26 protein-coding genes and 7 pseudogenes are annotated in these 26157 nt (G+C 45.3%); 28 read left to right on the top strand and 5 right to left on the bottom strand.

Annotation, left to right across the window (positions count from 1 at the left end):
- The first annotated feature begins 81 nt into the window (after positions 1-81).
- Entirely contained in the window at positions 82-621 is a 540-nt protein-coding gene (locus ACYF68_RS13045; protein ID WP_461047343.1) for a GNAT family N-acetyltransferase, read from the top strand.
- A 21-nt stretch (positions 622-642) separates the two neighbouring features.
- Here the strand turns inward: ACYF68_RS13045 and ACYF68_RS13040 are convergent, their stop codons facing one another.
- The 3 genes from ACYF68_RS13040 to ACYF68_RS13030 are packed head-to-tail and all read right to left on the bottom strand — an operon-like array spanning position 643 to position 2264.
- The gene (locus ACYF68_RS13040; RefSeq protein ID WP_461047341.1) at positions 643-1038 is read right to left on the bottom strand and encodes an LOG family protein; all 396 of its coding nucleotides are present in this window, start codon (positions 1036-1038) and stop codon (positions 643-645) included.
- Positions 1035-1229 carry an LOG family protein gene (locus tag ACYF68_RS13035; RefSeq protein WP_461047339.1) on the bottom strand — a complete coding sequence of 65 codons (195 nt, stop codon included), beginning with the start codon at positions 1227-1229 and terminating at the stop codon, positions 1035-1037. Before ACYF68_RS13035 ends, ACYF68_RS13040 begins: the two co-directional genes overlap by 4 nt.
- 48 nt (positions 1230-1277) lie before the next feature.
- Positions 1278-2264 (bottom strand): hypothetical protein, encoded by a 987-nt coding sequence (locus ACYF68_RS13030; protein ID WP_461047337.1) that lies wholly within the window; start codon positions 2262-2264, stop codon positions 1278-1280.
- 135 nt (positions 2265-2399) lie between these two features.
- On the opposite strand from ACYF68_RS13030, the gene ACYF68_RS13025 reads away from it, so the two are divergent.
- From ACYF68_RS13025 to ACYF68_RS12970, 12 genes and pseudogenes are all read left to right on the top strand, one after another.
- Entirely contained in the window at positions 2400-3086 is a 687-nt protein-coding gene (locus ACYF68_RS13025; RefSeq protein ID WP_461047336.1) for a hemerythrin domain-containing protein, read from the top strand.
- A 240-nt stretch (positions 3087-3326) separates the two neighbouring features.
- A pseudogene (locus ACYF68_RS13020) lies at positions 3327-6996 on the top strand (nitrate reductase subunit alpha).
- Positions 6986-8538, top strand: a pseudogene (gene narH / locus ACYF68_RS13015) (nitrate reductase subunit beta). The pseudogenes ACYF68_RS13020 and narH overlap by 11 nt, the downstream one beginning before the upstream one ends.
- Positions 8531-9109, top strand: coding sequence for a nitrate reductase molybdenum cofactor assembly chaperone (gene narJ / locus ACYF68_RS13010; protein WP_461047334.1), 579 nt, complete (start codon positions 8531-8533; stop codon positions 9107-9109). Before narH ends, narJ begins: the two are co-directional and overlap by 8 nt.
- Positions 9102-9779 carry a respiratory nitrate reductase subunit gamma gene (narI, locus tag ACYF68_RS13005; RefSeq protein ID WP_461047332.1) on the top strand — a complete coding sequence of 226 codons (678 nt, stop codon included), beginning with the start codon at positions 9102-9104 and terminating at the stop codon, positions 9777-9779. The genes narJ and narI overlap by 8 nt, the downstream gene beginning before the upstream one ends.
- 27 nt (positions 9780-9806) lie before the next feature.
- A complete protein-coding gene (locus ACYF68_RS13000) occupies positions 9807-10265 on the top strand; it encodes a GAF domain-containing protein (protein ID WP_461047330.1) in 459 nt (152 codons plus the stop codon).
- Positions 10252-11283, top strand: a complete 1032-nt coding sequence (locus tag ACYF68_RS12995; protein ID WP_461047329.1) for a sensor histidine kinase — start codon at positions 10252-10254, stop codon at positions 11281-11283. The genes ACYF68_RS13000 and ACYF68_RS12995 overlap by 14 nt, the downstream gene beginning before the upstream one ends.
- A gap of 12 nt (positions 11284-11295) precedes the next feature.
- Positions 11296-11946: a response regulator transcription factor gene (locus ACYF68_RS12990; protein ID WP_461047327.1), complete on the top strand. Its 651-nt coding sequence runs from the start codon at positions 11296-11298 to the stop codon at positions 11944-11946.
- Positions 11947-11961: 15 nt separating this feature from the next.
- Positions 11962-12498 carry a hemerythrin domain-containing protein gene (locus ACYF68_RS12985; RefSeq protein WP_461047325.1) on the top strand — a complete coding sequence of 179 codons (537 nt, stop codon included), beginning with the start codon at positions 11962-11964 and terminating at the stop codon, positions 12496-12498.
- A 109-nt stretch (positions 12499-12607) separates the two neighbouring features.
- Positions 12608-13785, top strand: a pseudogene (locus tag ACYF68_RS12980) (nitrate/nitrite transporter).
- Positions 13786-13795: 10 nt separating this feature from the next.
- On the top strand, positions 13796-14800 hold the full coding sequence (locus ACYF68_RS12975) for a ThiF family adenylyltransferase (protein ID WP_344704608.1): 1005 nt from the start codon (positions 13796-13798) through the stop codon (positions 14798-14800).
- Between the two features lie 45 nt (positions 14801-14845).
- Positions 14846-15307, top strand: a pseudogene (locus tag ACYF68_RS12970) (MogA/MoaB family molybdenum cofactor biosynthesis protein).
- 30 nt (positions 15308-15337) lie between these two features.
- On the opposite strand, the gene moaC reads toward ACYF68_RS12970, so the two are convergent.
- Positions 15338-15811 carry a cyclic pyranopterin monophosphate synthase MoaC gene (moaC, locus tag ACYF68_RS12965; RefSeq protein ID WP_461047323.1) on the bottom strand — a complete coding sequence of 158 codons (474 nt, stop codon included), beginning with the start codon at positions 15809-15811 and terminating at the stop codon, positions 15338-15340.
- 68 nt (positions 15812-15879) lie between these two features.
- On the opposite strand from moaC, the gene ACYF68_RS12960 reads away from it, so the two are divergent.
- The 14 genes and pseudogenes from ACYF68_RS12960 to ACYF68_RS12895 all read left to right on the top strand — a co-directional run bounded on the left by ACYF68_RS12960 (position 15880) and on the right by ACYF68_RS12895 (position 23998).
- Positions 15880-16368 (top strand): MoeA family protein, encoded by a 489-nt coding sequence (locus ACYF68_RS12960; protein ID WP_461047321.1) that lies wholly within the window; start codon positions 15880-15882, stop codon positions 16366-16368.
- Complete coding sequence (locus tag ACYF68_RS12955) at positions 16311-17084, top strand: molybdopterin molybdotransferase MoeA (protein WP_461047319.1); 774 nt, start codon at positions 16311-16313, stop codon at positions 17082-17084. Before ACYF68_RS12960 ends, ACYF68_RS12955 begins: the two co-directional genes overlap by 58 nt.
- Before the next feature lie 40 nt (positions 17085-17124).
- A complete protein-coding gene (mobB, locus tag ACYF68_RS12950; RefSeq protein ID WP_344704601.1) occupies positions 17125-17574 on the top strand; it encodes a molybdopterin-guanine dinucleotide biosynthesis protein B in 450 nt (149 codons plus the stop codon).
- Positions 17571-18014 (top strand): molybdenum cofactor biosynthesis protein MoaE, encoded by a 444-nt coding sequence (locus tag ACYF68_RS12945; protein WP_344704600.1) that lies wholly within the window; start codon positions 17571-17573, stop codon positions 18012-18014. The genes mobB and ACYF68_RS12945 overlap by 4 nt, the downstream gene beginning before the upstream one ends.
- A complete protein-coding gene (moaD, locus tag ACYF68_RS12940) occupies positions 18014-18250 on the top strand; it encodes a molybdopterin converting factor subunit 1 (protein WP_344704598.1) in 237 nt (78 codons plus the stop codon). The genes ACYF68_RS12945 and moaD overlap by 1 nt, the downstream gene beginning before the upstream one ends.
- Positions 18240-18695, top strand: coding sequence for a molybdenum cofactor guanylyltransferase (gene mobA, locus ACYF68_RS12935; protein ID WP_461047317.1), 456 nt, complete (start codon positions 18240-18242; stop codon positions 18693-18695). The genes moaD and mobA overlap by 11 nt, the downstream gene beginning before the upstream one ends.
- A 136-nt stretch (positions 18696-18831) precedes the next feature.
- Positions 18832-19852: pseudogene (gene moaA, locus ACYF68_RS12930) on the top strand (GTP 3',8-cyclase MoaA).
- A 51-nt stretch (positions 19853-19903) separates the two neighbouring features.
- Positions 19904-20053, top strand: coding sequence for a hypothetical protein (locus ACYF68_RS12925; protein WP_461047315.1), 150 nt, complete (start codon positions 19904-19906; stop codon positions 20051-20053).
- A complete protein-coding gene (locus ACYF68_RS12920) occupies positions 20050-20547 on the top strand; it encodes a 6TM ABC transporter family protein (RefSeq protein ID WP_461047313.1) in 498 nt (165 codons plus the stop codon). Before ACYF68_RS12925 ends, ACYF68_RS12920 begins: the two co-directional genes overlap by 4 nt.
- A gap of 229 nt (positions 20548-20776) precedes the next feature.
- The gene (locus tag ACYF68_RS12915) at positions 20777-20911 is read left to right on the top strand and encodes a hypothetical protein (protein ID WP_461047311.1); all 135 of its coding nucleotides are present in this window, start codon (positions 20777-20779) and stop codon (positions 20909-20911) included.
- A gap of 8 nt (positions 20912-20919) precedes the next feature.
- The gene (locus ACYF68_RS12910) at positions 20920-21468 is read left to right on the top strand and encodes an ATP-binding cassette domain-containing protein (protein WP_461047309.1); all 549 of its coding nucleotides are present in this window, start codon (positions 20920-20922) and stop codon (positions 21466-21468) included.
- Positions 21468-22115, top strand: coding sequence for a hypothetical protein (locus tag ACYF68_RS12905; RefSeq protein WP_461047307.1), 648 nt, complete (start codon positions 21468-21470; stop codon positions 22113-22115). The genes ACYF68_RS12910 and ACYF68_RS12905 overlap by 1 nt, the downstream gene beginning before the upstream one ends.
- A gap of 1 nt (position 22116) precedes the next feature.
- Positions 22117-23082, top strand: coding sequence for an ATP-binding cassette domain-containing protein (locus ACYF68_RS12900; protein WP_461047305.1), 966 nt, complete (start codon positions 22117-22119; stop codon positions 23080-23082).
- Between the two features lie 58 nt (positions 23083-23140).
- Entirely contained in the window at positions 23141-23998 is an 858-nt protein-coding gene (locus tag ACYF68_RS12895; RefSeq protein ID WP_461047303.1) for a DegV family protein, read from the top strand.
- Positions 23999-24226: 228 nt separating this feature from the next.
- Here the strand turns inward: ACYF68_RS12895 and ACYF68_RS12890 are convergent.
- Positions 24227-24382 (bottom strand): annotated as a pseudogene (locus tag ACYF68_RS12890) (MarR family winged helix-turn-helix transcriptional regulator); the annotation flags it as partial.
- A 423-nt stretch (positions 24383-24805) separates the two neighbouring features.
- Between ACYF68_RS12890 and ACYF68_RS12885 the strand changes: the two are divergent.
- A pseudogene (locus ACYF68_RS12885) lies at positions 24806-26136 on the top strand (hemolysin family protein).
- The last annotated feature ends 21 nt before the right edge of the window (positions 26137-26157 follow it).

Below are 26157 nucleotides of genomic sequence, written 5' to 3'. Positions count from 1 at the left end.
CTCTTTTTTGGTGGTATTGCTTCAGCCGTATAAAGAAGATCAAACGCTTATAATTTAGATGGAAAGTGGTTGTGAGAGCGGATGAAATATATAAAAACCAAAAGGCTTATCCTACGAGATTGGCAGGATAGTGACATCCATCCTTTTATAAAAATGAACCAGGATCCAGATGTCAGAAGATATTTCCCCAGTAAATTATCTGAAGAGGACTCGAGAAATTTTATAAGAGAAGCCCAAAAGGATATAGAGGACAGAGGGTTTGGGCTTTTTGCGATTGAGCGGCGCGATAATGGGGCGTTTATCGGCTTTGCTGGAATGCAGGTTCTTGAAGAAGATGGCCCGTTCAGATTGGAGTTTCTACCTTGCATTGAGATTGGCTGGAGACTTTCAAAAAGAAATTGGAATCAGGGATTTGCAACGGAAGCTGCGCTTGGCGTCCTTAAATTTGTTGAACGGCATACAGACATTAAAGAAATTTATGCATTGGCGGCTCAGAAAAACCGACCTTCCGTAAACGTAATGGAAAAAATCGGTATGTATAAAGTTGGAGAAATTTCGCATCCGTTAGTAGAAGATGGCCATTCGTTGAAACCACATATCGTTTATAAGATGACAATATAGAATCAAAAGACATCGATGTTGTCATCGATGTCTTTTTGATTCATATGATCTGATTTCAACAGGTTCGAAATCATCAAACCCTTTCAATATTTCATCAATGTCTTCTGAAATGAACAGTTGGGTTAAATATTCTTCCTGCAGGAATCCCTCGGCAATCAAGTTTTCAAACAGGTTGACCAGCGGGTCGAAGAATTGGTTGATATCAAGGATGCCAATCGGTTTTTTATGCAAGCCTATCTTGGCCCATGTGAACATTTCGAAAAACTCTTCTAAAGTCCCTGCCCCACCGGGGAGGGTAATGATTGCATCTCCCATCTCTTCCATCAATGCTTTCCTCTCGTGCATTGACTCCACAACACTCATATGTTGAACATCAGGATGGGCCATTTCCCTATTGACGAGGAATTCAGGGATCACACCCTTGACGGTCCCCCTTTTGACAACGAACCATCAGCAAGAGCCCCCATGAGTCCGACTGCGCCTCCTCCATACACGATGGTGATGTCGCGTTCAGCCAATGCGGCTCCCAGTTCGAATGCTTTTTCTTTGTAAAGATTGCCTTTGCCTTGGCTTGCGCCGCAAAAAACCGTCACGCTATCTACCTTCAAACTGCGCCACCTGCCTTTTCGTGTTTCTTGTATGAATGGTATGGATAATTACTTATATTGTTTTCTACGCTGTTTTTCTATCTTCTTCTCAAGCTTCATCTGTTTCCTTGATTTTGTCATTGAACTGGGTTCACCAGTTCTGCGCCCTATTTCTGACACTCTTTCTTCCTGCATGGTACGGTGACGATTAAAAAGGGAATCCTGATCGTCCGCTGAGGATGAAGATTTTGAGGTTGCGTGTTTTGGGTCCAGTATATTTTTATGCTTTGTAAAGAGTGGGCCATTTTCGTAATCTTCCTCTTCATGTCCTTTGACATTCTTCTCGATGTAGTGGTTCATATTTTGATTCATGTTGTCTAATCTCTCCTGTTCTTCATTATTGGACGGTACTTCCTGAAGGTTGTCATCCTCTCTCGATGACGAGCGGTCAGATGTACCATCGTCTTCTGTAGAGTATACATCATCCTGGTCATCTTCATCAGCAATCAATCGACTTGATGCATGATTATCTTCGTATGCCAATGCAAATCCATAATTATCAGGATTGGATTTCATATCGGTTTTTACTTCAGGAACTACAGGTTCCGCTTCTTGGGAATCGTATGATAACCCATTATTGTTTCCCTCTTGGGACTGCATTATTTTAGGGACTTCGGACTTTTGGATTTCTTTCAAACGGGATTTGCGGTGTTTTTCTTTATCTTTTTGGAAACGGGATTCCAAGGCCTCTGCTTCTTTCAGACTATCTTCATACTGTTTCATTTCTTTGGTGTATAAGCGTTCGCTACGTTTTTCCTCTATGGCCCCGGACACTTTGGATAACGCTGTTCTGCCAGTCGTATATGTCGTGGCCCCGGCATTTTTTACCGTATCTAATGCATAGACGCTCTTGTCCTTTGCAGTATGATAAGCATGAGAAGATTTCTCTTCGAGCTTTTGTACGTCAGGGTGCTGTTTAATCCGCTTTCTTTCATTTAGGAGAGGAACGAGGATAACCGGCAGGAGCGTTACTGCCTTTTTCACATTTTCATTCATTAGATTCAACCTCCATGGTCTTCATATATGATGATTATAATATACCCTAGCCGATGTTTCATTAAACTGCTGGAGAAATCGTTTAGATGCTGCGCTATAAAGGTATGGTTACAATAAAACAGGGAGGAATGCAGGTTGAAAAATATAACAGCACAGATGACATTAGGCGAGATTGTGACAGAAGTTCCAAAAGCCGGCGATATGATGCGAAAGCTGAGAGTCGATTTTGCCAATGAGGGTAGACGGACATTGCAGAGTATAGGAGAAGCGCAGCAATTGCCACTTGAAAACCTCTTATATGAAATAAATCAATTCGATACTGAAAATATGGATGGCATTGATGTCAAGTATATGGACGAAGAGAGTCTCATCAAATATATTCAACGGAAGTATCATGAAGACTTGAAAGACGAATTACCGGTATTGGAAGAATATGTTGAAAAAATGATTAAAGAAAATCGTGCCCTTGAGGAAGTGGAAACTGTTTTCCTTAACTTGAAGACTGCGCTCCTCGACCATACGCGGGATGAAGACGACAATGTATTTCCAATGCTTAAAGAATTCATGGCGACACCATCAGCTGAGTTGAAAGAGGCTTTAAAACCTCATCTGACAGAACTCGAAGATGAACATCGGAACGCGGTAGAGGCTTTTTGGCGAATGAGGGATTTGACGAATGATTTCACGCCAGAAGAAGGTGACTCCGGGATTATACGCTTTGTGTATCAGCGAATGGAAAAACTGGAAAAAGATACGTTGGACCACGTTCATCTGGAAAATAACATCTTGTTCAAGAATGTTAGAGAAAAACATTATGACTGAGTCGATAGAGCCCCCTAGCCTAGAAGGCCAGGGGGTTTTTGAAGCCATCATCCCCTCATGTTTGTCTATTATAAAGTCGGATCGTATTCGACTGAGGGATATGACCATCATCAATTCCATTTTAATAAAGTTCAAAAGAACCAAAAGTAGGAAATTCCCTAATATCTTTATAGGCGCTTTAGCCAGATAATATAGATATATGTTAATCAAATAGCAGAAATTTTGATGGGAGTGGCACAGATGGATGGTTTGTTTGGACTTAAGTTTTTCAAGCCTACTGAGAAGTTCAACGGTAACTGGTCGATTCTGGAAGAGAAAAGTCGCGAATGGGAAAAGATGTACAGGCAACGATGGAGTCATGACAAAGTGGTCAGGACAACACACGGCGTAAACTGTACAGGGTCCTGTTCCTGGAAGGTGTTCGTCAAGAACGGAATTATAACTTGGGAAAATCAGCAGACGGATTACCCTTCATGCGGGCCCGATATGCCTGAATATGAACCGAGAGGATGTCCTCGTGGTGCTTCATTCTCATGGTATGAGTATAGCCCGATGCGCATAAAATTCCCTTACATGAGAGGGAAGCTATGGCGCCTATGGCGGACAGCATTGGAAGAACAGCAGGACCCGGTGAAAGCATGGGCAAGTATTGTCGAAGATGAAGAGAAGGCGAAATCCTATAAGCAGGCAAGGGGGATGGGCGGTCATGTGAGGGTCAACTGGAAAGACGCCACACAACTCATAGCAGCTCAGCTCATATACACAATCAAGACATATGGACCGGATCGCATTGCAGGATTCACTCCGATTCCTGCCATGAGCATGCTCAGCTATGCAGCGGGTTCAAGGTTCATTTCCCTAATTGGAGGCGAGATGCTCAGTTTCTACGACTGGTACGCCGATCTTCCGAATGCTTCCCCGCAGATTTGGGGGGACCAGACGGATGTACCTGAATCTGCAGACTGGTATAATTCCAATTATTTGATGATGTGGGGCTCAAATGTTCCGCTGACACGTACGCCGGACGCACACTTCATGACTGAAGTCCGATATAAAGGGACTAAGATCGTATCCGTCGCTCCGGATTATGCAGAAAACGTCAAATTCGCCGACAATTGGCTAGCACCAAATCCGGGGACAGACGCGGCACTGGCCCAAGGCATGACGCATGTCATCCTGGATGAGTTCTACCATGAAAGAAAAGAACCGATGTTTATCGATTATGCCAAACGTTTTACAGACATGCCGTTCCTTATCCTGTTGGATGAATTCGAGGATACTTTAAAGGCTGGCCGGTTTTTAAGGGAGAGCGATATTGGCCTTGAGTCAAAGCATGCAGAATGGAAGCCGGTCATACTGGACGGCAATAGCGGCGAAATGATCGCTCCAAATGGTACGATGGGCCAAAGGTGGGAAGAAGGCAAGAAATGGAACTTGAAACTCGAAAAGGATGACGGAACCCCGATCGAGCCGCTGATGACGGTCGAAAGTTCCGAATCAGAAGTGGTGGAGATTGTCTATCCATATTTTGATAATGCCGGAAACGGTACTTTCACCCGTCCCATCGCAGCACGCAAAGTGACCTTGGCGGACGGTACAGAGCGTTACGCAGCAACCATATATGACCTGATGCTGAGCCAGTATGGCGTCAACCGCTTCGGTACTGAACACGAAGCAAAAGGATATGATGATGCATCTTCCATCTACTCCCCAGCGTGGCAGGAGAAAGTGACGGGAATCAAACAATCACTTGTGGTACAGATCGCCCGTGAATTTGCGCAGAATGCTGTGGATACAGATGGACGCTCGATGATCATCATGGGAGCAGGCATCAACCACTGGTTCAACTCGGATACAATATATAGGGCTATCCTGAACCTGGTCATCCTGTGCGGATGCCAAGGCAAAAATGGTGGGGGCTGGGCGCATTATGTCGGCCAGGAAAAGTAAGGCCACTTGAAGGATGGGGTCAGGTAGCATTTGCAAAAGACTGGGGCGGGCCATCACGCCAGCAGAATGCGACAAGCTGGTTCTATTTCGCAACTGAGCAATGGCGCTATGAAGAAGCGGGGGCGGATACCCTCCAATCCCCTACAGCAGAAACAATCAGCTATAAGCATCCGGCTGACTACAACGTACTTGCAGCACGTCTCGGCTGGTTGCCGAGCTATCCGCAATTTGATAAGAATAGCCTCGACTTTGCCAAAGAAGCAGCGGCGGCAGGCGATGACTCTGATGAAGCAATCATCGATATGGCAGTTGAGCAGCTGAAAAACAAAGAAACGAAATTTGCAATCGAAGATCCGGGTGCTAAGGAAAATCATCCGAAAACATTATTCGTTTGGCGTTCGAACCTTATCTCTTCTTCGGCAAAAGGTCAGGAATATTTCATGAAGCACCTTCTAGGTACAAAGAGTGGGCTGCTTGCTTCTCCAAACGATGAATTCAAGCCTGAGGAAATTGAATGGCGAGATGATGTGGAAGGCAAGTTGGATTTGATGGTCGCCCTGGATTTCAGGATGACAGCAACACCGATTTACGCAGATATTATACTGCCGGCCGCCACATGGTATGAAAAACATGACATATCGAGTACGGATATGCACCCATTTGTGCATCCGTTCAATCCAGCTGTCGACCCTCTGTGGGAATCAAAATCCGACTGGAACATCTTCAAAGATATAGCGCGTCGCTTTACAACGATGGCGGAAGAACAACTACCGGGTAAACATAGAGATCTTGTCACGATGCCTCTTGCACATGACACTCCACAGGAAATTGCCCAGCCCCTCGGTCATATTAAAGATTGGTCGAAAGGGAGATAGAAGCGGTGCCGGGGAAAACCATGCCAGCCATGAAGGTGGTGGAACGCGACTTCACCCAGGTATACGATAAATTTATCACTGCAGGACCGCTCTTTAAGAACAAAATAGGAGCGCATGGCGTCTCCTTTGATGTCAGCAAGCAGTATGAAGAATTGAAGTCGATGAATGGTGTCTATACAGACGGTTCTATAAAAGATGGCTATCCGCTGATGGACACGGCAAGACGTGCTGCTGATGTAGTGCTCCACGTTTCCTCCTGTGCAAATGGAGAGGTTTCCGAAAAATCATATGAAGATCTGGAAAATCAGACAGGGGTCCAATTACGTGACATCTCGGCAGACCGTAAAAATGAGAAGATTACATTCAAAAACATCACATCACAACCTCGTGAAGTGATCCCAACAGCAATTTTCCCTGGGTCCAACAAACAAGGTAGACGCTATAACCCTTTTACCACCAATATCGAACGACTGGTGCCTTTCCGTACCTTGACTGGCCGCCAATCATTCTATATCGATCATGATATGTTCCTGCAGTTCGGAGAAGCGTTGCCTGTCTACAAGCCAACATTGCCGCCGATGGTATTCGGTACACGCGACAAAAAAGTAAAGGGCGGCGTGGATAGTCTGGTGTTAAGGTACTTGACACCGCACGGCAAATGGAACATCCACTCAACCTATCAGGACAATCTGCATATGTTGACCCTCTTCAGGGGTGGACCTACCGTCTGGATATCAAGACTTGATGCAGAGGATCATGACATCAATGATAATGAATGGCTGGAAGTCTACAACCGTAACGGAGTGGTTGCGGCACGGGCAGTCGTTTCACATAGGATGCCAAAAGGCACGATGTTCATGTACCATGCCCAGGATAAGCATATAGAAGTACCAGGGTCAGAAATCACGGATACAAGAGGCGGCAGTCATAATGCCCCTACGAGAATACACATGAAGCCGACGCAGATGGCCGGAGGATACGCCCAGATTAGTTATGGCTTCAATTATTACGGCCCTATCGGAAACCAAAGGGATGAATACGTAGCAGTGAGAAAAATGAAGGAGGTCGACTGGCTTGAAGATTAAAGCACAGATTGCAATGGTGATGAACCTTGATAAATGTATTGGCTGCCACACATGCAGTGTGACCTGTAAGAGCACCTGGACGAACCGTCCAGGCGCTGAGTATATGTGGTTCAATAACGTCGAGACGAAACCTGGAATCGGTTATCCAAAACGCTGGGAAGATCAGGAACATTACAAAGGTGGCTGGAAGCTCAAGAACGGCCGTCTGGAACTTAAAAGTGGTACGAAACTTTCCAAGATTGCACTTGGAAAAATATTCTACAACCCGGACATGCCTGAAATGAAAGAGTATTATGAGCCATGGACTTATAGCTATAAAGATCTGATCACAAAAGAAGAAAGTGAACATAGTCCTGTAGCTAAAGCCCATTCAGTCATCTCAGGAGAAAAGATGGACCCTGAATGGGGACCGAACTGGGAGGACGATCTGGCGGGCGGACACATTACCGGCCGAGAGATCCGAATATCGAAAAGATCGAAGAAGAAATAAAATTCAATTTCGAACAGACATTCATGATGTATCTTCCAAGGTTATGTGAACACTGTCTGAACCCAAGCTGTGTGGCAAGCTGTCCTTCAGGTGCAATGTACAAGCGTGACGAAGACGGGATCGTCCTGGTCGACCAAGATGCATGTCGCGGGTGGCGCTACTGCATGACTGGTTGTCCTTATAAGAAGGTGTACTTCAACTGGAAGACGAATAAAGCAGAGAAATGTACATTCTGCTTCCCGCGTGTTGAAGCAGGGCTGCCTACAGTATGCTCCGAAACTTGTACAGGCAGAATGCGTTATCTGGGCGTCCTATTGTACGACGCAGACCGTGTCCTTGAAGCGGCCACTACTGAAAACGAGCAGGACCTCTATGAAGCACAACTTGATCTGTTCTTAGATCCAAATGACCCGGAGGTCATCGAGCAGGCTGAGAAAGATGGCATTTCTTCCGATTGGATTGAGGCGGCCCAGAATTCGCCTGTGTATAAACTTGCGGTTGAATATAAACTGGCGTTCCCGCTACACCCGGAGTACCGCACAATGCCCATGGTATGGTACTGTCCGCCCCTCAGCCCAATCATGAACTATTTTGAAGGCAAGGATTCCATAAAAAATCCGGATGCCATCTTCCCGGCCATCGATGAAATGAGGATTCCGGTCCAGTACCTGGCCAATATGCTGACGGCAGGTGACACTGAAGCAATAAAAGGGGCATTGCAGAAGATGGCGATGATGAGACAATATATGCGCGCCATTTCAAGTGGGAAAGACTTTGATGAATCACGGCTCGAACGCGTTGGGATGACTGCTACGGAAACTAAGATGATGTATCGCCTGCTGGCTATTGCGAAATATGAGGATCGTTTCGTCATCCCGACTTCACACCGGGAACAGTATACGGATCCATACCGCGCACAGGGCAGCAGCGGCTTCGGATTTGGAGGATCGGATTGCGACGGATGCGGTCCATCACTGTCCCAAGCTTCAATGGCGAAATCAGGTAAAGAAGTTTATGAAGAAAACTTCTACGGGGGAATCTGGCGTGATTAATCTAGAAAAATTGTACGATTATAAACAGGCATTCGGCTTTTTCGCCACTCAGCTTACGTACCCGGAAAAACTAGACTTCCATCCAAGGGGATTCGAGGGGGCTTTCACGGAAAGCCACCCTGCATACCCTTTCATCAGGCAATACTGGGATGATATGCATGAAATCAGTTTGGACGACATCCAACAAGTCTATACACAGACATTCGACTTCGATAAGCACACGAACCTATATATGACCTACTTCAAATTCGAAGAGCAGAAAGAACGGGGTCAGATGCTTGCCAAACTTAAAGTATTGTATGAAATGTTCGGGTTGAAGATGCCGGACAATGAATTGAGTGATTACCTGCCATTGATGCTTGAATTTCTTTATGCTGCCGATTGGCGCGGAGACGACCGGGCAAAAGAAAGCATGACACTGCTCATCATGGTACTTGAAGATGGTACATACCACCTGATTCAAGCCCTTGAAAAAAATAAGAGTCCATATTTCAACCTGATAAAAGGACTCAGGGAAACGTTCAAGGCATGTGTAGAAGTGTCTGAGAAAGAGGGCGTAGAACATGATTGATCAGTTCCTTTGGGTTATCCTGCCTTATCTCTGTATCGCAATCTTTGTTGTTGGCCATATATGGAGGTACAAAATCGACCAGTTCGGCTGGACTGCCAAATCCAGTGAGTTCATCGAAAAGAAATATCTGATGATCGGGAGTGTACTTTTTCACTTTTCTGTCATCCCAGTGTTTTTTGGACACGTTGTAGGATTGCTGGTGCCGGCACGGTGGTTGGAAGGAATTGGGGTAACCAACCACCTATACCATCTTGGTGCGTTATACGTCGGTGGTTTTTTCGGCATCGTCATGCTGATAGGCATGTTTTTGCTGACACTACGCCGTGTCACCAATAAATCTGTGCGCCGACTGAGTTCGGCGTCAGATATCCTTGTGAATTTCCTGCTGGTTTTCATTACATTCATGGGAGTATATGCTACTCTTGTAACGAACAATATAGTTGTAGACTTTGACTACAGGCAGACCATCTCCATCTGGCTGAGGGGATTATTTGTATTCTCTCCTGATGCCAACCTGATGACTGATGTGCCATTGGCGTTCAAGATACATGTCATTACCGGTTTTTTGATCTTCGCCTTATGGCCAGCCACACGGTTGGTCCATGCATGGAGCTTGCCATTCTTATATTTCAACAGAAGTTATATTGTTTACCGCAAGCATAAGTCATAAAAAACCTCCTTGGGATGGAGTGGGGATATGGATAAGATGGAAAAAATTCTTTCTGATGTAAGAGAAAAATTTAATTTTGATACTGTGGCACTGACTGATGTCGAATGCAGCCGCTGCCACAGCATCAAATGGAAATACAATATTGGGAGTACGAATGACCGCTGGAGGAAAATTGAACTCAGAAGCGGCAAAGGCCTCCCAGGCATCGTAATGAAGACAGGAAAATCATTGGTTGTTGATGCCATTGAACGCATAGAGATGGATGGGGGCGTTTTTCAGTATCCGATGATCAAAATAGAACGGCTTGAAAGTTTTATTGCAATGCCTCTGTGGAACGATACTGAAGAAGTTATCGGTATCGTTTTATTGGGTAATAGACAATCAAGGCATTTTCTTCAAAAGGAATACGAGGAGATAAAGGAATATGTAGAGAGGCACCTCAGGCAACAAATTTTGAAAGAGTTGATAGCTAATGAAGGAAGCTAATCTAATCGGTCTACTTGAAGCAATGTTCCACCAGTCAAAAGAAATGATCCTCTTTGTCAATGGAGATGGAGAAATCGTCTATATGAATGCTCATGCATCGCGCACGTTGGATGATACAGATTATGATAAATCGCAATTCCAGCATATCTGCTCACATTGTCAAGGCATGTATGTAGGTGAAGGACGTATAGAATGCAATAATTGTTACCTGCATATGGAGGAGAAAGTGACATTCCAGGTATATATGCGTACCAGAGACGGAAGCGTAGAACCATTCATCGCCAACTTTCAGCGCATAGATCCTGAAGAGGGCATCAGTGTGTTTACTTTGAATCCATTATCTGAACAACTTAAAACACAAGAGATGGAACATCAGAAGCGGCTGACACAACGCATCATCCAAGCTCAGGAAGACGAAAGAAAAAGGATTTCGAGGGATTTGCATGATGGTGTGACCCAAGAACTTCTTAATGTATTGCTTGAGATGAGATTGTTCAAATATATCGAGGACCATGATGCATTAACTGAGAAGATGCAGAAATCGGAAGAGTCTTTAAGTCGCCTATTGGATTATGTCAGAAACATCTCTGTAGAACTACGACCTGCAAGTCTCGATGACCTTGGACTGGAAGCTGCGCTTAAAACCCATTTCAAATGGGTGGAGAGACAGTACGGCATGACTGTAGAGTGCCACTTGGATATGCACAATAAGCGCTTCAACCCTGAAGTGGAGACAGTCGTCTACAGGATCATCCAGGAAGCGATTTTCAATGCAGCGAAGTACGCAGATGTAGAGACCGTGGAAGTCGATTTGCACGAGATTGAGGATATCTCAGGCCACTCCCTCAATTTTGAAATACGTGACGGAGGACTCGGGTTTGATCTGAATAGCCATCCACTGGGTACAGGACTCGGCCTTTTTGGCATGAATGAACGTGTAAGTAGCGTTAACGGCAACGTGACCATAGACAGCGCCCCAGGTAATGGCACGACAGTATCAGGTTCGATCCCTTTATAAGGAGGCGTTGGAATGAATATAGTCATAGCAGACGATCATGCAGTAGTCCGCACAGGCTTCAGTATGCTGATCGATTACCAGCCAGATATGAAAGTGATCGGGACGGCTGCAGACGGCAGGCAGGCATTTGATAAAGTAAATGAGCTTAGACCGGATGTTCTCCTGTTGGATTTGAGTATGCCACCGGGAGAGTCCGGTCTTTTTGCAGCCAGTCGTATTACAGAAGCTTTTCCAGAAATCAAAGTATTGATATTGACCATGTATGATGATGAGGAATATATCACCCATACTTTCAAAAGCGGCGCACACGGCTATATATTGAAGAATTCACCAGACGACGAATTGATTTCAGCAATCAGGACTATCTACAACGGTAAACGGTACATTGATCCAGTGCTGATGGATGGAGATATGGAGCGGCTGCTGAACAATGATCAGTATCCGGAACATTCGAATGAACCATTCAATATCCTGACAAAGAGGGAGTTGGAAATCCTGCCACTTATCGCCAAAGGGTATGGAAACAAAGATATTGCAGGCATGCTTTTTGTTTCCGTTAAAACGATTGAGGCCCATAAATCAAGAATCATGGAGAAACTGGAATTGACATCACGTCCGGAACTTGTTGAATATGCAATGAAGAAAAAACTGATGGATTTTTAACTGGAGGGGAATGGAGTGGCACAGGACACGTTTCAGTTTAAAGTGAAAGCATTGAGGGTGCTGGAAAACGAACATCGCTACCTGAAGTATCTGATGGATGATTGGTTTAGATTGGTATTGAAGTTTGAACATGATGACGTGAAAAGCAGGTTGGAAGGGCTGATGGTCATCAAAGATCTCAGACAGAAATTGAATGCGTTCGAAAAACCTTTGAAGCTTCATCAGGAGAAGGAGGAAAGGTTCTTCTTTCCGATGCTCGGTGCATACATCGGGTTGGAACAGGGACCAATCATGTCGATTGAAGAAGAGCATGCAGAGATAGATTCATATATCGCTCACTTTTTTCATCACTCCATGCATGATATGAACGAGATGTCCCTTGAGAGGATGAATGAAATGGTGAAAGACGTCATGGAAGCTTATGAAGTGTTGATGGTACATATGGTGAAAGAGGAGTCAGTCCTTTTTGAAATGGCAGATAAGATGCTGAAAGCAGTCGACGAAGAAGTGTTATTTGAACAAGTGAATACACTCATCACTGAACCGGCGTGAGTTCCCGCCGATAAATATAGGGTTTTCCCTTCTTAACTATATTGCGGATTTTGAATTATACTATGTATGTATAATAAATCACAATATAAGATAAAAGAGGTTGATTCCTATGAATGAAAAAATGGGTAAAAAGCAACTGATCCTCCACACATTCAGTCTACTTGCCGGTTTCATGGTGTGGACATTGCTTGCACCACTCTTCCCTGAAATCGTCGAAGATATCCCGGAAGCGGCCGGGCGACAATCTTTGATTGTTGCCCTCCCGGTGATTTTGGGTTCCGTCCTGCGCATACCATTCGGCATACTGGCCAATAAGATCGGAGCGCGCCTAGTGTTCCTGTTCAGCTTCATTTTCCTTTTGATTCCAGTTTTCTATCTGAGTATCGCTACTACACCGATGGACCTTATGATAGCAGCGGTATTCCTCGGCGTCGGCGGAGCGATTTTCAGTGTAGGTGTTACGAGTCTTCCAAAGTATTACCCGAAAGAAAAACACGGGTTTGTAAATGGTGTATATGCCATGGGTAATATCGGTACTGCCGTGACAAGCTTCGGGGCACCATTACTGGCCCTCGCATTTGGTGGCTGGCAGGCAGCTGTCCAGACATATCTTGTAGTATTGGCGCTATTTGCCATTCTGCAGTTCATATTGGGCGACAGAAACGAAAAGAAAGTAAGTCTGCCTCTCGGCAAGCAATTCAAGGAAGTCATGCGCGACTATAAGTTCTATTTCTTCAACTTATGGTACTTCATTACATTTGGTGCTTTCGTCGCTTTCGGACTCTTCTTACCGGCATTTCTGACGGATGAAGCATTGTTTGGACTGACGACCTTGGATGCTGGTGTCAGAACCGCAGTCTTCATTATAATTGCGACGGTTCTTAGACCAATAGGTGGCCTGATCGGTGATAGGTTCAATGCGCTGCATTCTTTGATCATTGTATTTATCGGCTTGACCGTTTCAGGACTACTCCTTGCCTTCACATATAATTTCATCTTCTTGTTTACCCTGGGAAGTTTGCTTGCAGCGGTATGCGCGGGGATTGGAAATGGACTTGTCTTCAAGTTCGTGCCGACATACTTCTCTAAACAGGCGGGTATCAGTAATGGAATCGTTGCAATGATGGGTGGCCTGGGTGGCTTTTCCCGCCGATTGTAATTGATCAGGCACACAATTTGACTGGTAGCTATGCAATTGGATTCATCCTGCTGTCAGTCTTCTGCATCATCAGTCTGTTTACAATGTTCTACATGAATAGTAACCTTAAGAAAAATGAACTTGCATAAGAGGGATGATATGGAACGATATTCGAGGCAGATGCTTTTTAATAGAATAGGGGCAGAAGGCCAGCGCCTGATCGGCTCACGTACGGCCCTCATCATTGGGGCCGGGGCGCTCGGTTCCCTTTCCAGTGAACTGCTTGCACGGGCAGGTATCGGCAAGCTGATCATGATTGACCGTGACTATGTCGAACACTCCAATCTTCAGCGCCAAACCCTTTTTACCGAACAGGATGCAGATGATAAGAAACCGAAAGTAATTGCTGCGAAAGAACGCCTACAATCAATCCGTCCAGACCTCGAGGTAGATGCACATATCGCGCATTGCGATGGCCCGCTATTGACGGAGCTCGCCATGGAGGCAGATATCCTGTTGGACGGGACAGATAACTTTGATACGCGCCTGCTGATCAATGACGTTGCATATAAATCGTCGAAGCCTTGGGTCTATGCAGCTTGTGTAGAAGCCTCTTACAGCAGCTGTGGTTTTGTGCCCCGCGCCACACCATGCTACCGCTGTCTGGTGCCGGTGCTGCCGAGTACCACATTGACGTGTGACACTGCCGGTATCATCGCGCCTGCAGTACAGATGGCAGTAGCCGAACAGGTCACGACTGCAATTAAAATGCTTACAGACCAATATGAAGCGCCTTATTACTTACGGATCGGTAACGTCTGGGATATGGAACATATGAAATACAAGGTTGACGCAATGAAAGACTCAGATTGTAGGACATGTGGGTATGCCCCTGTCTATCCGGCACTTGAAGAAGAGGATACGGATAATGCCATGCGGCTATGCGGCCGTGATACCGTCCAGGTGATTGACGGTCGGCTGACTGAAGAAGTTGTAAACCATACATTGACTCGGCTGGATATGAAAGTAAACCGCACGCCGTACTTCCAGGAGTTCCACTATAGTGGACAAAGGTTCGTCTGCTTCAATAATGGACGCATCCTAATCCATGGCCTGGATGATATGAATCGCGCGAAGACCCTTATCAACCAATTGTTCGGATAGGAGGAGCATTATGAGTCTAGTGGGGAGATAGATCGCGAAATCCGTATGGGCATCATAACGGTCAGCGATACACGCACTAAGGAAAGTGATAAAGGCGGACGCCTTGTCATGGATTACGTCTCAGGAATGAATGTGGAAATCAAGCCGGAGTGGTACAGCATCGTCAAAGATGACCAGCAAGAGATTGTGGATGCGGTGCACGAGCTTTTGGATAACGGCGTCGATGCCATCATAACCACGGGGGGACGGGCATAGCGCCTAGAGATGTTACCATCGAAGCAGTGCGCCCCCTTTTGATAAGGAGATAGAAGGATTCGGAGAAATTTTCCGTATGCTTAGCTTTACGGAGGATATCGGGTCACGAAGTATACTCTCAAGGGCTGTAGCCGGAAGCATCGGCAACGCAGTGCTGCTCTCATTGCCGGGATCGACAGGCGCAGTCAGATTGGCGATGGAACGGTTGATTGTCCCGAATTAAACCATATCGTCCACGAATTGAACAAATAAAAGCGTGCCGTATGGCACGCTTTTATTTGTCTATATGGTAATCCCGGACTTCCCGCCAGTCTTCGAGATGAGGGCGGTTTCGCGGATGATCATTCCCTTATCGATGGCCTTGCACATATCGTAGACGGTCAGGGCAGCTGCACTTGCTGCTGTCAGTGCCTCCATTTCGACACCGGTGCGGCCGGAAGTCTTAACTGTTGCTTCAATATGAAGTGCGTAGCCATCAGATAAATCCCAAGTGAAGGAAATATCTATGCCGGACAGCGGAAGCGGATGGCACATCGGTATGATCTGATGTGTGTTCTTTGCAGCCATGATGCCGGAAACTTGTGCCACAGAAAGCACGTCACCTTTTTCGACAGTCTTTCCTATGATGGCTTCATGTATTTCTTTAGAAACAATAAGCGTACTTTTGGCGAGCGCTGTACGAGTCGTTACCTCTTTATCGGATACATCGACCATCCGGGCTCTGCCTTCCTGGTTGAAATGAGTGAATTTCGACAATTTAAACTTCCTTTCTAGTATAATGAGTATAACAGAATTCATAATATGAAAGTAGGGATGATATGAATTTGAACCGTAAGCCGATCCCTGTACTGGAGGCAGTGGATCGTGCCGTTGCTGAAGTAACGCCTCTTAAGAATGAAGCGGTTCCCTATAGGGAAGCATATGGGCGCATTTTAGCGGAGGATCTGAAGGCAACCATGGCGGTGCCCCATTTTGACAAATCCGCGATGGATGGGTTTGCGATACGTTCAAAAGACTCAATAGGGGCTTCAGGTGATGATAGAATCGAGTTCACTGTGGCAGAAGAAGTGCCAGCAGGCTCGACAAGTGACTATATACTTAAAGAAAATGAGGCTTTCCGTATAATGACCGGAGCGCCTGTACCGGCAAGTGCTGACGCAGTTGTCATGTTTGAACAGGCGAAGATGGGTGATGGGACTTTTACGGTAAGGAAAGCGTTCAATCCAGGCGAAAATATTGCGATAGAAGGCGAGGAGTGTCAACCAGGCGAAGTGATCGTCCCTCGGGCACGTTCATCAATCCTGGTACTGTAGCGACTTTGGCGACATTCGGCTATGAAAACGTAGAGGTCTACAGACAACCTGTCGTCGGCATTTTGGCTACAGGGAGTGAATTGATAGAAATAGACCAGCCACTCAGTCCAGGTAAGATAAGAAATTCAAATGGCCCAATGATCTTGAGCCAACTGAAGCGGATGAACATCACCGGGAAGATGTATGCATTGGAAGCGGACGATTTTGACACACTTCTCGAACGCGTTGAAGATATGTTGGATGAAGTGGATGCCATAATCACAACGGGTGGCGTTTCCGTAGGCGATTACGATTTCCTGCCCAAACTGTATGAGGCCCTTGGCGCTGAGGAACTCTTCAATAAAGTGGGTATGCGTCCAGGGAGTGTCACAACAGTAAGCATGTTGGGAACAGTCCCTCTCTTCGGTTTGAGCGGCAACCCTTCAGCATGCTACACAGGATTTGAACTGTTTGCGAGGCCGGCACTGCTTAAGATGATGGGGCACGATAAAATCTATGCTCCTGTAGTAGATGGTGTACTTGACGGTGACTTTAGAAAAGCCAACCCGTTCACACGTTTCGTCAGGGCAGAGATTGACTATCGAGGCGGGGGCATATACGCAAAACCGGCTGGCTTCAATAAATCGAATGCGGTCACATCCATTGCGAGAAGCAATGGCATCATCGTTTTACCGGGTGGTTCAAGAGGGTATCAAAAGGGGACCCCGTCAAGGTGATGATGACTGATATGACTACTGGGGCCAGGCAGTTCAATCTATGAAGATTCTGCAGATAACCGGTTTCAAGAACACCGGAAAGACCACCCTGATATTGAAACTTGTAAAGCGGCTGAAACAGCAACAGCGGAAAGTTGCAGTCATAAAGCACCATCATCTGCAAGAAGAAGCTGGAAGCACCGATACGGAGAGATTTTTGCTTGAAGGTGCCGATACGACGATATTGAACACCCCGTCCATAACCATTGAGACAAGGAGACATCCCGATCTGACCGAACAATTGGCAGAATTTGAAGGTGCAATGGATGTCGTATTGATAGAAGGATACAAACAGGAAGCGTATCCTAAAATAGTACTGACCTATTCCTTCTCCGATGGACACACTAATGTCAGTGAAATAGGGATTCGGAATATTTTAATGGAAGCGGATATGAGGTATGATGAGGCTAAGGTTATGCAATGGTTTGACGAATGGAGTTCTGGAATATGAAGCAATATGAAATAGTGGATACACCAATAGATATCAACAAGTACCATAGTTATACGGTCAATGAAGTGCAAGGGGCTGTATGCATGTTTACAGGTCACGTGCGCGAGTGGACAAAAGGGACCAGAACTGTCCACTTGGAGTATGAAGCCTATAAACCTATGGCGGAGAGTAAAATGGCCCAAATCGGGGATGAGATTGCACAGCGTTGGCCTGGAGTCATTACAACAATCGCCCATCGGGTGGGCAAGCTTGAAATATCAGATATTGCTGTCGTCATAGTAACAAGTGCCCCACATCGGAAAGATAGTTATCAAGCCAATGAATATGCGATAGAACGGATTAAGGAAGTTGTTCCGATCTGGAAAAAAGAAGTATGGGAAGACGGTGAAGAATGGATGGGGCATCAGCGTCAGTACCATTCAAGTGTGGAGGAGGAATAATGATGGATATCATGGTGTTCGCAGGGCTGAAGGAGAAGATTGGGGATACCCGCATCACGTTGGACATCAAAAATGAACCTACGGTCAAAGAGTTGAAAGAAACGGTATATAGGCAATATCCCGCGCTCGAAGGGGATGTTTTCCAAGTGGCCTGCAACGAATCATTCGTTAAGGATACGCACATACTTTCAAAAACGGATGAGGTTGCTCTGATTCCACCAGTGAGTGGAGGATGACAGACACTATAGGCATAGTTATGGCAGGGGGAACTCCACCCGTTTTGGCGAAGATAAGCCTTTCTTTGAAGTAGACGGCAAACCGATGTATCGGCATATAGTAGATGCGATGGCGCAATCCGGCGTGTGCGATGATATCATGGTCAGCACTAATTCAAGATTAAGTGGCCGATTTCGTGATATGCCGGTAAAAGTGGATGTGGAAAGGTTCAAGGATAAGGGGCCGCTTGCTGGCATATATACATTTGCCGATGCTTATCCGGATAAGCGGTTGCTCATCATTTCATGTGACACGCCCTACATCAGTCCCGAGTGGATCAGGACGCTGCATGAAGTTGCTCTTGATGACCAGTCAATCGTTGTGACACGCGCTGGAGACAGGCTACACCCACTTGTTGGCATCTATCAGGGGACGGTCTCGCTTCAGACATTGAAGAATTGTTGACGACAGACCGAAGGAGCATGAAAGCACTATTCGCAGAAAGAAAGACAATCGAAGTGGACAGTAAACTTTATGATATTGATGTAACCAGTTTCCTGAACATCAATAGAAAAGCAGACCTTCACTGAGGAGGGGTACGATGGCGGGAAGTATAACGGATAAATTTGGCAGGCCGATTCGGGATCTGAGGATATCAGTGACTGACCGTTGCAATTTCCGATGCAGATACTGCATGCCGAAAGAGATTTTGGGGATGATTTCGCGTTTATGAAGAAGGACGAGCTCTTATCTTTTGAGGAAATTGAACGCATTGCAAAAATATACGCGTCCCTGGGCGTCAAAAAATTGAGGATCACTGGCGGGGAACCGCTTCTTAGACGGGACCTCGATGTATTGATAAAAAGGCTTAATGATATAGAGGGTATTGAAGATATAGGTATGACCACAAATGGTCTATTGTTGAAGAAACATGGCAAGAAACTTTATGAAGCAGGGCTCAGGAGACTCAATATCAGCCTTGACGCGATGGATGACGAATTGTTTGGACAGATCAATGATCGCGGCATCGGCACTTCAAGGATAATCGAGCAGATTGAGTATGCCATTTCACTCGGATTTAAGATTAAAATCAATATGGTTGTGCAAAAAGGCTTGAATGACCATGAAATACTGCCAATGGCCCGCTTCTTCAAAAAGATGCCTGTAACATTGAGATTCATAGAATTTATGGATGTCGGAAACGATAATGGGTGGAATTTTGATAGAGTAGTCACCAAAAAGAAATACTGGAAATTCTTGAGAATGAATTTGATATTGAACCTTTGGAACCGGCATACTACGGGGAAGTGGCAAAAGTCTATCGTCATAATGACGCAGATTCGCACCTTGGTTTCATCACCAGCGTGTCTGAAAGCTTCTGTTCGACATGCACCCGTGCCAGACTCTCCTCAGATGGAAAGTTCTATGGTTGCCTTTTCGCTGTGGAAGGTTTTGATGTCAGGAAGCACCTTAGAGAAGGTGTATCCGACCAGGAATTGGAAGAGATACTGACTGGGGTATGGAACAGGCGGGACGACCGTTACTCAGATCTCAGGACGGAAATTACTGCAGAAAACCGCCGGAAGCGCAATAAGATCAATATGAGCTATATAGGTGGCTGACAAAGAACGTGAAGTGTGACTTCACGTTCTTTGTCGATGGAAAGGATAATTATGAAGCTGAACATACCAAAGAAATATATCCTGTTGTATACACTGATGTCCATGATGGGCGTGGCGGCTTTCGTCTTGTTTGGACATAACCTTTCGCTAGTGCTTGAAGAAATTGTAATAGAAAGAAAACTCCAGCTGTTAAAGGGATGACGTTGGCCGGCCTTTTTTTCATCATCTATGCAATGCTGTTGATGATCTATAGGGTGACTTCGGCTAAAATTGCAAACAGCCGTATAGAGGCATTGACCACCGAGTTGATTGAGAAGATCGGGGATGGCACCAAAAAGCAATCAGAAGCGATGCTCAATGCAGTATTTGTCCATATGGAGAAATACCGCCCTTTCGAAAAGGTCTTCATCCCCACTGTCATACAGACTGCTGTCAAACTAGCAGTAATTATCATAGCATCATTCTTCGTCCATAAAAATGCTGCTTTCATCATGTTATTCACAGCACCATTCGTACCTTTGTATTACATCCTTGTGGGATTGCGTACGAAGGATGAATCGGAAGCTCAGGCCACGCAGTTCGACGAGCTTGGTACGCTTTTCCTCAACCTGATAAGGGGAAGGATACGGTACGCTACACACAATCTCAGCAAACTGTCATCGATAGGCTCAGATCATTTAATTCGGGCTATGTAAAAGAAACGATGAATATTTTAAAATATGCCTTCCAATCCACTTTAATGCTTGAGTTCATTACGATTCTCGGGATTGGACTCATTGCTCTTGAAGTTGGGTTGCAGATCATAATTTTTGATGGCATTACATTCTATGCGGCATTTTTCACGTTGCTGCTGGCACCGAGTTCTATAATGCATTAAAAGTACTCGGCATCGAATTTCATAATGGCAAGCTTGCCCAAGGGCATTTGGACCGCATCGAAGTGTTGATCGATCAGGGAGAACCAACCGAAGAGTACCGCATTTTCAATGCTCAGACGAGTGCAGTGACACTCGAGGGTGTTTCAATGGGCCATGGGGAGCTATCGCTTCTGAAAATGTGAATCTATCCTTGCCGAAAACAGGGCTCACTGCCATAACAGGTCCTTCCGGCATCGGTAAAAGTACATTCATGCGTATGTTGCTTGGACTCCACCGCCCTGCTGAAGGCGCTTTATACCTTCATACGGATGATATCGGATATATATCCGATGAAGTCTATTTCTCGGATACGTCCATCTATGACTATGTTTCTGATGGACGTTACAGCGAAGAAGACGTCATCAGTATATTGGAGCGCCTTGACTTGATGGGGAGCTTGAACAATCTGGAGCAGGGCATCCATACTGAAATCGTAAACCACAACATCCCCCTCTCAGGCGGGGAAGTGGTGCGGCTCAAGATGGCGCGTGCACTGATAAGAAAACCTGAAATCATCATTATGGATGAACCTACTGAGTTTCTCGATGCAACGACGGAAGAGATGGTTCTCTCATACTTGGATGAAATCAAGCATGAGAGTGCCATCATAGCGGTGGTCCACCGTAGAAAACTGCTCAGCATTGCTGATGCACACTACACGTTCGCTGACCGTAACATTGTAAGGGGAGGGGCTTTGTAATGGAATATTTGAAGAGTGAAAGGAAAAACATCTTCTACAGCATCCTTCTCGGCCTTGCAGGTGGTCTGGTGGGGGTCTCCCTGTTCGGACTCAGTGGCTACATGATCAGTCTTAGTTTCTTCGACCCGCCATTTTTCATAATCGTCCTCATCATTGCAGTAATCAAGTTTTTCGGGATGATGAAAGGCGCCTTCAAATATATCGAGCGTCTACTCTCGCATGATGCGACATTCAGGCTCATCGGGCGTCTTAGGTTGAATTACTTCAAAACCGCCATACAAAATCATGCGGATACGCATAGCGTTAAATTCATACAGCGGCTGAACCAGTATTTTGAAGAGGTCGAAAATTATTATATCCGCATTGTCTATCCGTATATCGTAGCGTTGCTGTTATCAATGCTCCTGATTCTTCTATCCATCTATTTCGGGGCAGTATTTGTAATAATGTCGACAGTTGTGGCACTGGTGCTTCTTTATGCCATACCGAAAATGTTTGAAAAGCGGGTGACGAATGATCTGCGTGCCAGGAATGGTGTTGAAGACGCGCTCTATGGTCGTCTCTATCATTATATCCACGACTTTACCGACTTGTTTGTGACAGGGAGGACGCAAGATAAGAAAAGAGATTTCCCAGGAAATCTCTAGGGTGAGAGCAACAGAAGATAAGGTTGCCTTCTCGGACGCTGCAATGCAGTTCATCGCCCAACTGCTTCAGGTTGCAGCACTCCTGTTCATCATATTCTGGCTGTATGAAGATATGCCACTCCTTGTACCTATGATCATGTTACTGGTACTCAGCTATTTCGATCTTGTCATGCCGGTCATGCAACCTGCAAGCCGGTACAGATCAGTCAAGGAAGCGGTAGGGGTACTCAACGCTGAGACGTCACCACAACCGACAATAACGAAAGACGTCTCCCTAGACCAAATAGATGTGAGGTTGCTTGATTATCGTTATGCCACTGCCTCAGTCGATGTCCTAAAAGGGATTACGGTCAACTTCAGGCGTGGTGAAAAGCACGCAATCATCGGCAGCAGTGGATCCGGCAAGACAACCTTACTTGAACGCATCATTGAGGGTGGACCCTCAATCCATCTAATCCACGGATCTGAGGAAGTCAGCCAGGAGGGGTTACTTCAAAACGCTTCCATCATGCCCCAACATCTCGACTTCTACAATGCTTCAGTCATTGACAACGTCACTCTTTTCGGACATCTCAACAGAGCTAGAGAAGAAGTTGTCGAAGACCTCGAATTGATGGAAATGTCTTACTATACACCGGAAGAAATGATCGAGTTCACCGGCCGGCTGTCGGGAGGAGAACAAAAGCGACTGCACTTCATAAGAATGTTGGCCGAAGATAAGTCATGGTGGATTATGGATGAACCGACAGCACGGCTAGATGACAGGCTCAAACAAAAACTGTGGGATCAAATATTGGCACAGCCAACAGTAATTGTAAGTACACATGACTTAAGTCGCCTTGAGGAATTTGACTATATTCATTATATGGAGCAGGGCAGTATAATAGAATCAGGCGGCTATTCCCGCCTGATGGCTGAAAAAGGGCATGTTTATCAAGCTGTTCAGCGCTTCAATGATTATTTATAGTAATAAAATTATATGCATGATAGAATTATGGCAGTTATTTCATAGAGAAAGTGGGAAAATGACGATGAAGAAAACAGCAATCGTGACGGATTCTTCCTCAGGTGTAGAAAAAGAGTATGCAGAAGAACATGATGTCTTCGTATTGCCGATGTCTGTCATCATCGACGGAGTCGCCTATAGGGACGGCGTCGATGCAACAACTGAAGAGATTTACGATATGCTGAAGCAGAGTGGGGAAGGTGCTAAAACTTCGCAACCGCCAATCGGTGAGTTCATGGAGATCTATGAGAAAATAGAAGCGGATGACTCATTTGATTCGGTCATCGCGATCCATGCATCCAGTGAACTTACGGGTACTTACCAAAGTTCGCTGAGTGCTTCTGAAAACATCGACAAGCCAGTCCATGTCATTGACTCCCGTATTGGAAGCTATCCTATGAAGCAGATGGTGGAGCATGCTGTCGAATCGAAGGAATCTGACAAAGGAATTGAAGAAGTGGTAAAGGAAATCCAAGGCATGACCGACCGCGCTCAATTATACCTGCTGCCTAAAAGTTTCAACCAGATGAGGAAGAGTGGCAGAGTATCAGCATCACAATCGATGCTTGCTTCTGTATTGAATATCCATTTGAAGCTTGAATTCGATGATGGAAAAGTAGTCATTGGAGAAAAGCTCCGCACAAAAAAGAAAATCATCAATAATGTAATGGGAAAATTGGAAGAATACGTTAAAGAGAAATCGGTGAGTACAATTGCCATCGTCTATGCAGGGGGCATCGACTTGACTGATGAATGGAGAAAACGGCTGGAAGCACGTCTGCCGGATGTCAAGTTGGTTATAGAACCACTCGTCACTGTGGCAGGTGTCCACACCGGTCATGGCACCATCGGATTCGGCTTTACCAAGGGAAGATGAAGAAGTCGGGACAAATAAAAAATGCAGCTCGGAATCATTTCCGGGCTGCATTTTTTCAGCAAGTCTTACACTGACATGCTGTATATATTCAAGAAAGAGGGACTCCTCTTCGGTTGTCAGGCTGATTACATCACCAAAAGCTTCAAAAGCTTCTTCCAACTGTTTTCCCATCTGTTTACCATGCTCTGTGGGTTCCAGAATTACAAGGCGCTGATCAGTGGGATTTCTAAAACGATGTACAAGTCCAAGCCGTTCCATCCGCTTTATCAAGGGAGAAATGGTTCCGGTATCGAGCCGCAATGTTTCAGCCAACATTTTGATGTTGACCTGCTCCTTATCCAATAAAATATTCAAAACTAAAAATTGTGGATAAGTAATCTCCATTTCTGTCAGCACGGATTTATTGTAGAAGCGGCTAATCTGGTGGTGCAGACTATATACATTAAAGCAGAGGCGTTTGTCCAAAGAGGGTTTAGTCATTAAAGACAACCTCCATTCTGTTTATCATGTGTCCCTTCAGTTATTATACAAGCAATTATATGCGAATTCAATATAAATATTAAGCGCACTTATGCCTTGGTCAAAAGGATAGGGAATGAAGTACGGTAGCAATCATAAAATGATGTATGGTAAAATAACCATAATTATAACTTTTGGGAGGTGACTGCAATTGGGAAGACGAATCTGAACATTAATACGTCCATTGAAAAGCCGGCCCACTGCACAAATATAGTTTCAAAAAGCATACCGCGCAGAATTGCAGTCACATATTACCGGAGGTGAATCCCTTTTAAAAAAGGGAACTAATTGGATATAACCACATTATGGAACTTGATTTTTTTTATAATACTTATATTGCTCACAATGTTTTTTGTGGGCTCTGAATTTGCACTTGTCAAAGCCCGGATGTCGCGTATTGAACAACTGGCTGAAGAAGGGGATAAAAAAGCACAGCGTTTGCGCAAGATGACAGGAAAACTTGATTATTACCTGTCCGCGTGTCAATTGGGTATTACTGTCACTGCACTTGCACTTGGGTGGATCGGTGAATCCACTTTTGCTGGTGTGTTGGCGCCGCTCTTCGAAATGTTGGGGGTACCCAATCAATTGACGACGCCATTGATCATTGGTGCGGCCTTTGTAATAGTCACATTCCTGAACGTCGTCATAGGGCAACTTGCGCCTAAGACGATTGCAGTCCAGTATGCTGAAAAGTTGGCGCTTGCCCTCTCCGGCCCGCTTGCTTTTTTTGGCGCCATCATGAAACCATTCATCTGGTTGATGAACGGCACTGCCAGATTCCTCGTCAGGATCTTTGGCCTTAAAGATGTGCCCGTTGAGCAAGCTCACTCAGAAGATGAGCTGAAGATCATAATGACACAGAGTTATCAGAGTGGGGAAATAAACCAGACTGAACTCGCCTATATGCAAAATATATTTTCATTTGATGAGAGGTTGGCGAAAGACATTATGGTGCCAAGGACTCAGATGATTACAATGTCAGACCCTGTGAATATAGATGACGTCATCGCGACAATCAAGGAGCACAACTTTACGCGTTACCCCATCACAGAAGAAAGCGGAGATAAAGATCAGATTATCGGCTTCATAAATGTTAGGGAATTTTTAACGAACCATGTTTCCGACGAAGAAGTGACCCGGCAGACCATATACATGAAATCCCGATGATTACAGAGGTGTCACGCATCAGTGATGCACTGGTCAGAATGCAACGCGAGCGTGTGCACATCGCGTTGATCATCGATGAATACGGTGGCACGGCCGGGATGATTACAATGGAGGACATCCTCGAAGAGATAGTCGGGGAAATCCGGGATGAGTTTGATGAGGACGAACAGCCTGATATTGTAAAGGTTGAGGAAAACATCTATCATATCACCGGGCGGGTATTGATTGATGATTTGGAAGAACAATTCGATCTGAATTTCAATGATAGTGATGATATCGATACCATAGGTGGTTGGCTGCAGAGCATTAATACCGACCTTGAGATCGACGATACGATAGATACAGCTGACGATAGATGGATTGTCCTTGATATGGATAACCATCTGATTAAAAAAGTGGCGCTCCTAAAAGATCACAACCGAACCATTGAAGACGATGAAGAAGCATAATACAACAGCGTCCCCCACATA

Source organism: Salinicoccus sp. CNSTN-B1 (assembly GCF_054792835.1).
This window is presented reverse-complemented; position numbering and strand designations above follow the sequence as displayed.

Coding starts and splice junctions, on each gene's coding strand:
- ACYF68_RS12990 (WP_461047327.1), top strand. CDS start 11,296: ATGAATATAGTCATAGCAGACGATCATGCAGTAGTCCGCACAGGCTTC.
- narI (WP_461047332.1), top strand. CDS start 9,102: ATGATTGATCAGTTCCTTTGGGTTATCCTGCCTTATCTCTGTATCGCA.
- ACYF68_RS12975 (WP_344704608.1), top strand. CDS start 13,796: ATGGAACGATATTCGAGGCAGATGCTTTTTAATAGAATAGGGGCAGAA.
- ACYF68_RS12945 (WP_344704600.1), top strand. CDS start 17,571: ATGAAGCAATATGAAATAGTGGATACACCAATAGATATCAACAAGTAC.
- ACYF68_RS12895 (WP_461047303.1), top strand. CDS start 23,141: ATGACGATGAAGAAAACAGCAATCGTGACGGATTCTTCCTCAGGTGTA.
- moaD (WP_344704598.1), top strand. CDS start 18,014: ATGATGGATATCATGGTGTTCGCAGGGCTGAAGGAGAAGATTGGGGAT.
- mobB (WP_344704601.1), top strand. CDS start 17,125: ATGAAGATTCTGCAGATAACCGGTTTCAAGAACACCGGAAAGACCACC.
- ACYF68_RS13000 (WP_461047330.1), top strand. CDS start 9,807: ATGGATAAGATGGAAAAAATTCTTTCTGATGTAAGAGAAAAATTTAAT.
- ACYF68_RS12905 (WP_461047307.1), top strand. CDS start 21,468: ATGGAATATTTGAAGAGTGAAAGGAAAAACATCTTCTACAGCATCCTT.
- ACYF68_RS13030 (WP_461047337.1), bottom strand. CDS start 2,264: ATGAATGAAAATGTGAAAAAGGCAGTAACGCTCCTGCCGGTTATCCTC.
- ACYF68_RS13045 (WP_461047343.1), top strand. CDS start 82: ATGAAATATATAAAAACCAAAAGGCTTATCCTACGAGATTGGCAGGAT.
- ACYF68_RS12925 (WP_461047315.1), top strand. CDS start 19,904: ATGAAGCTGAACATACCAAAGAAATATATCCTGTTGTATACACTGATG.
- ACYF68_RS12995 (WP_461047329.1), top strand. CDS start 10,252: ATGAAGGAAGCTAATCTAATCGGTCTACTTGAAGCAATGTTCCACCAG.
- ACYF68_RS12920 (WP_461047313.1), top strand. CDS start 20,050: ATGACGTTGGCCGGCCTTTTTTTCATCATCTATGCAATGCTGTTGATG.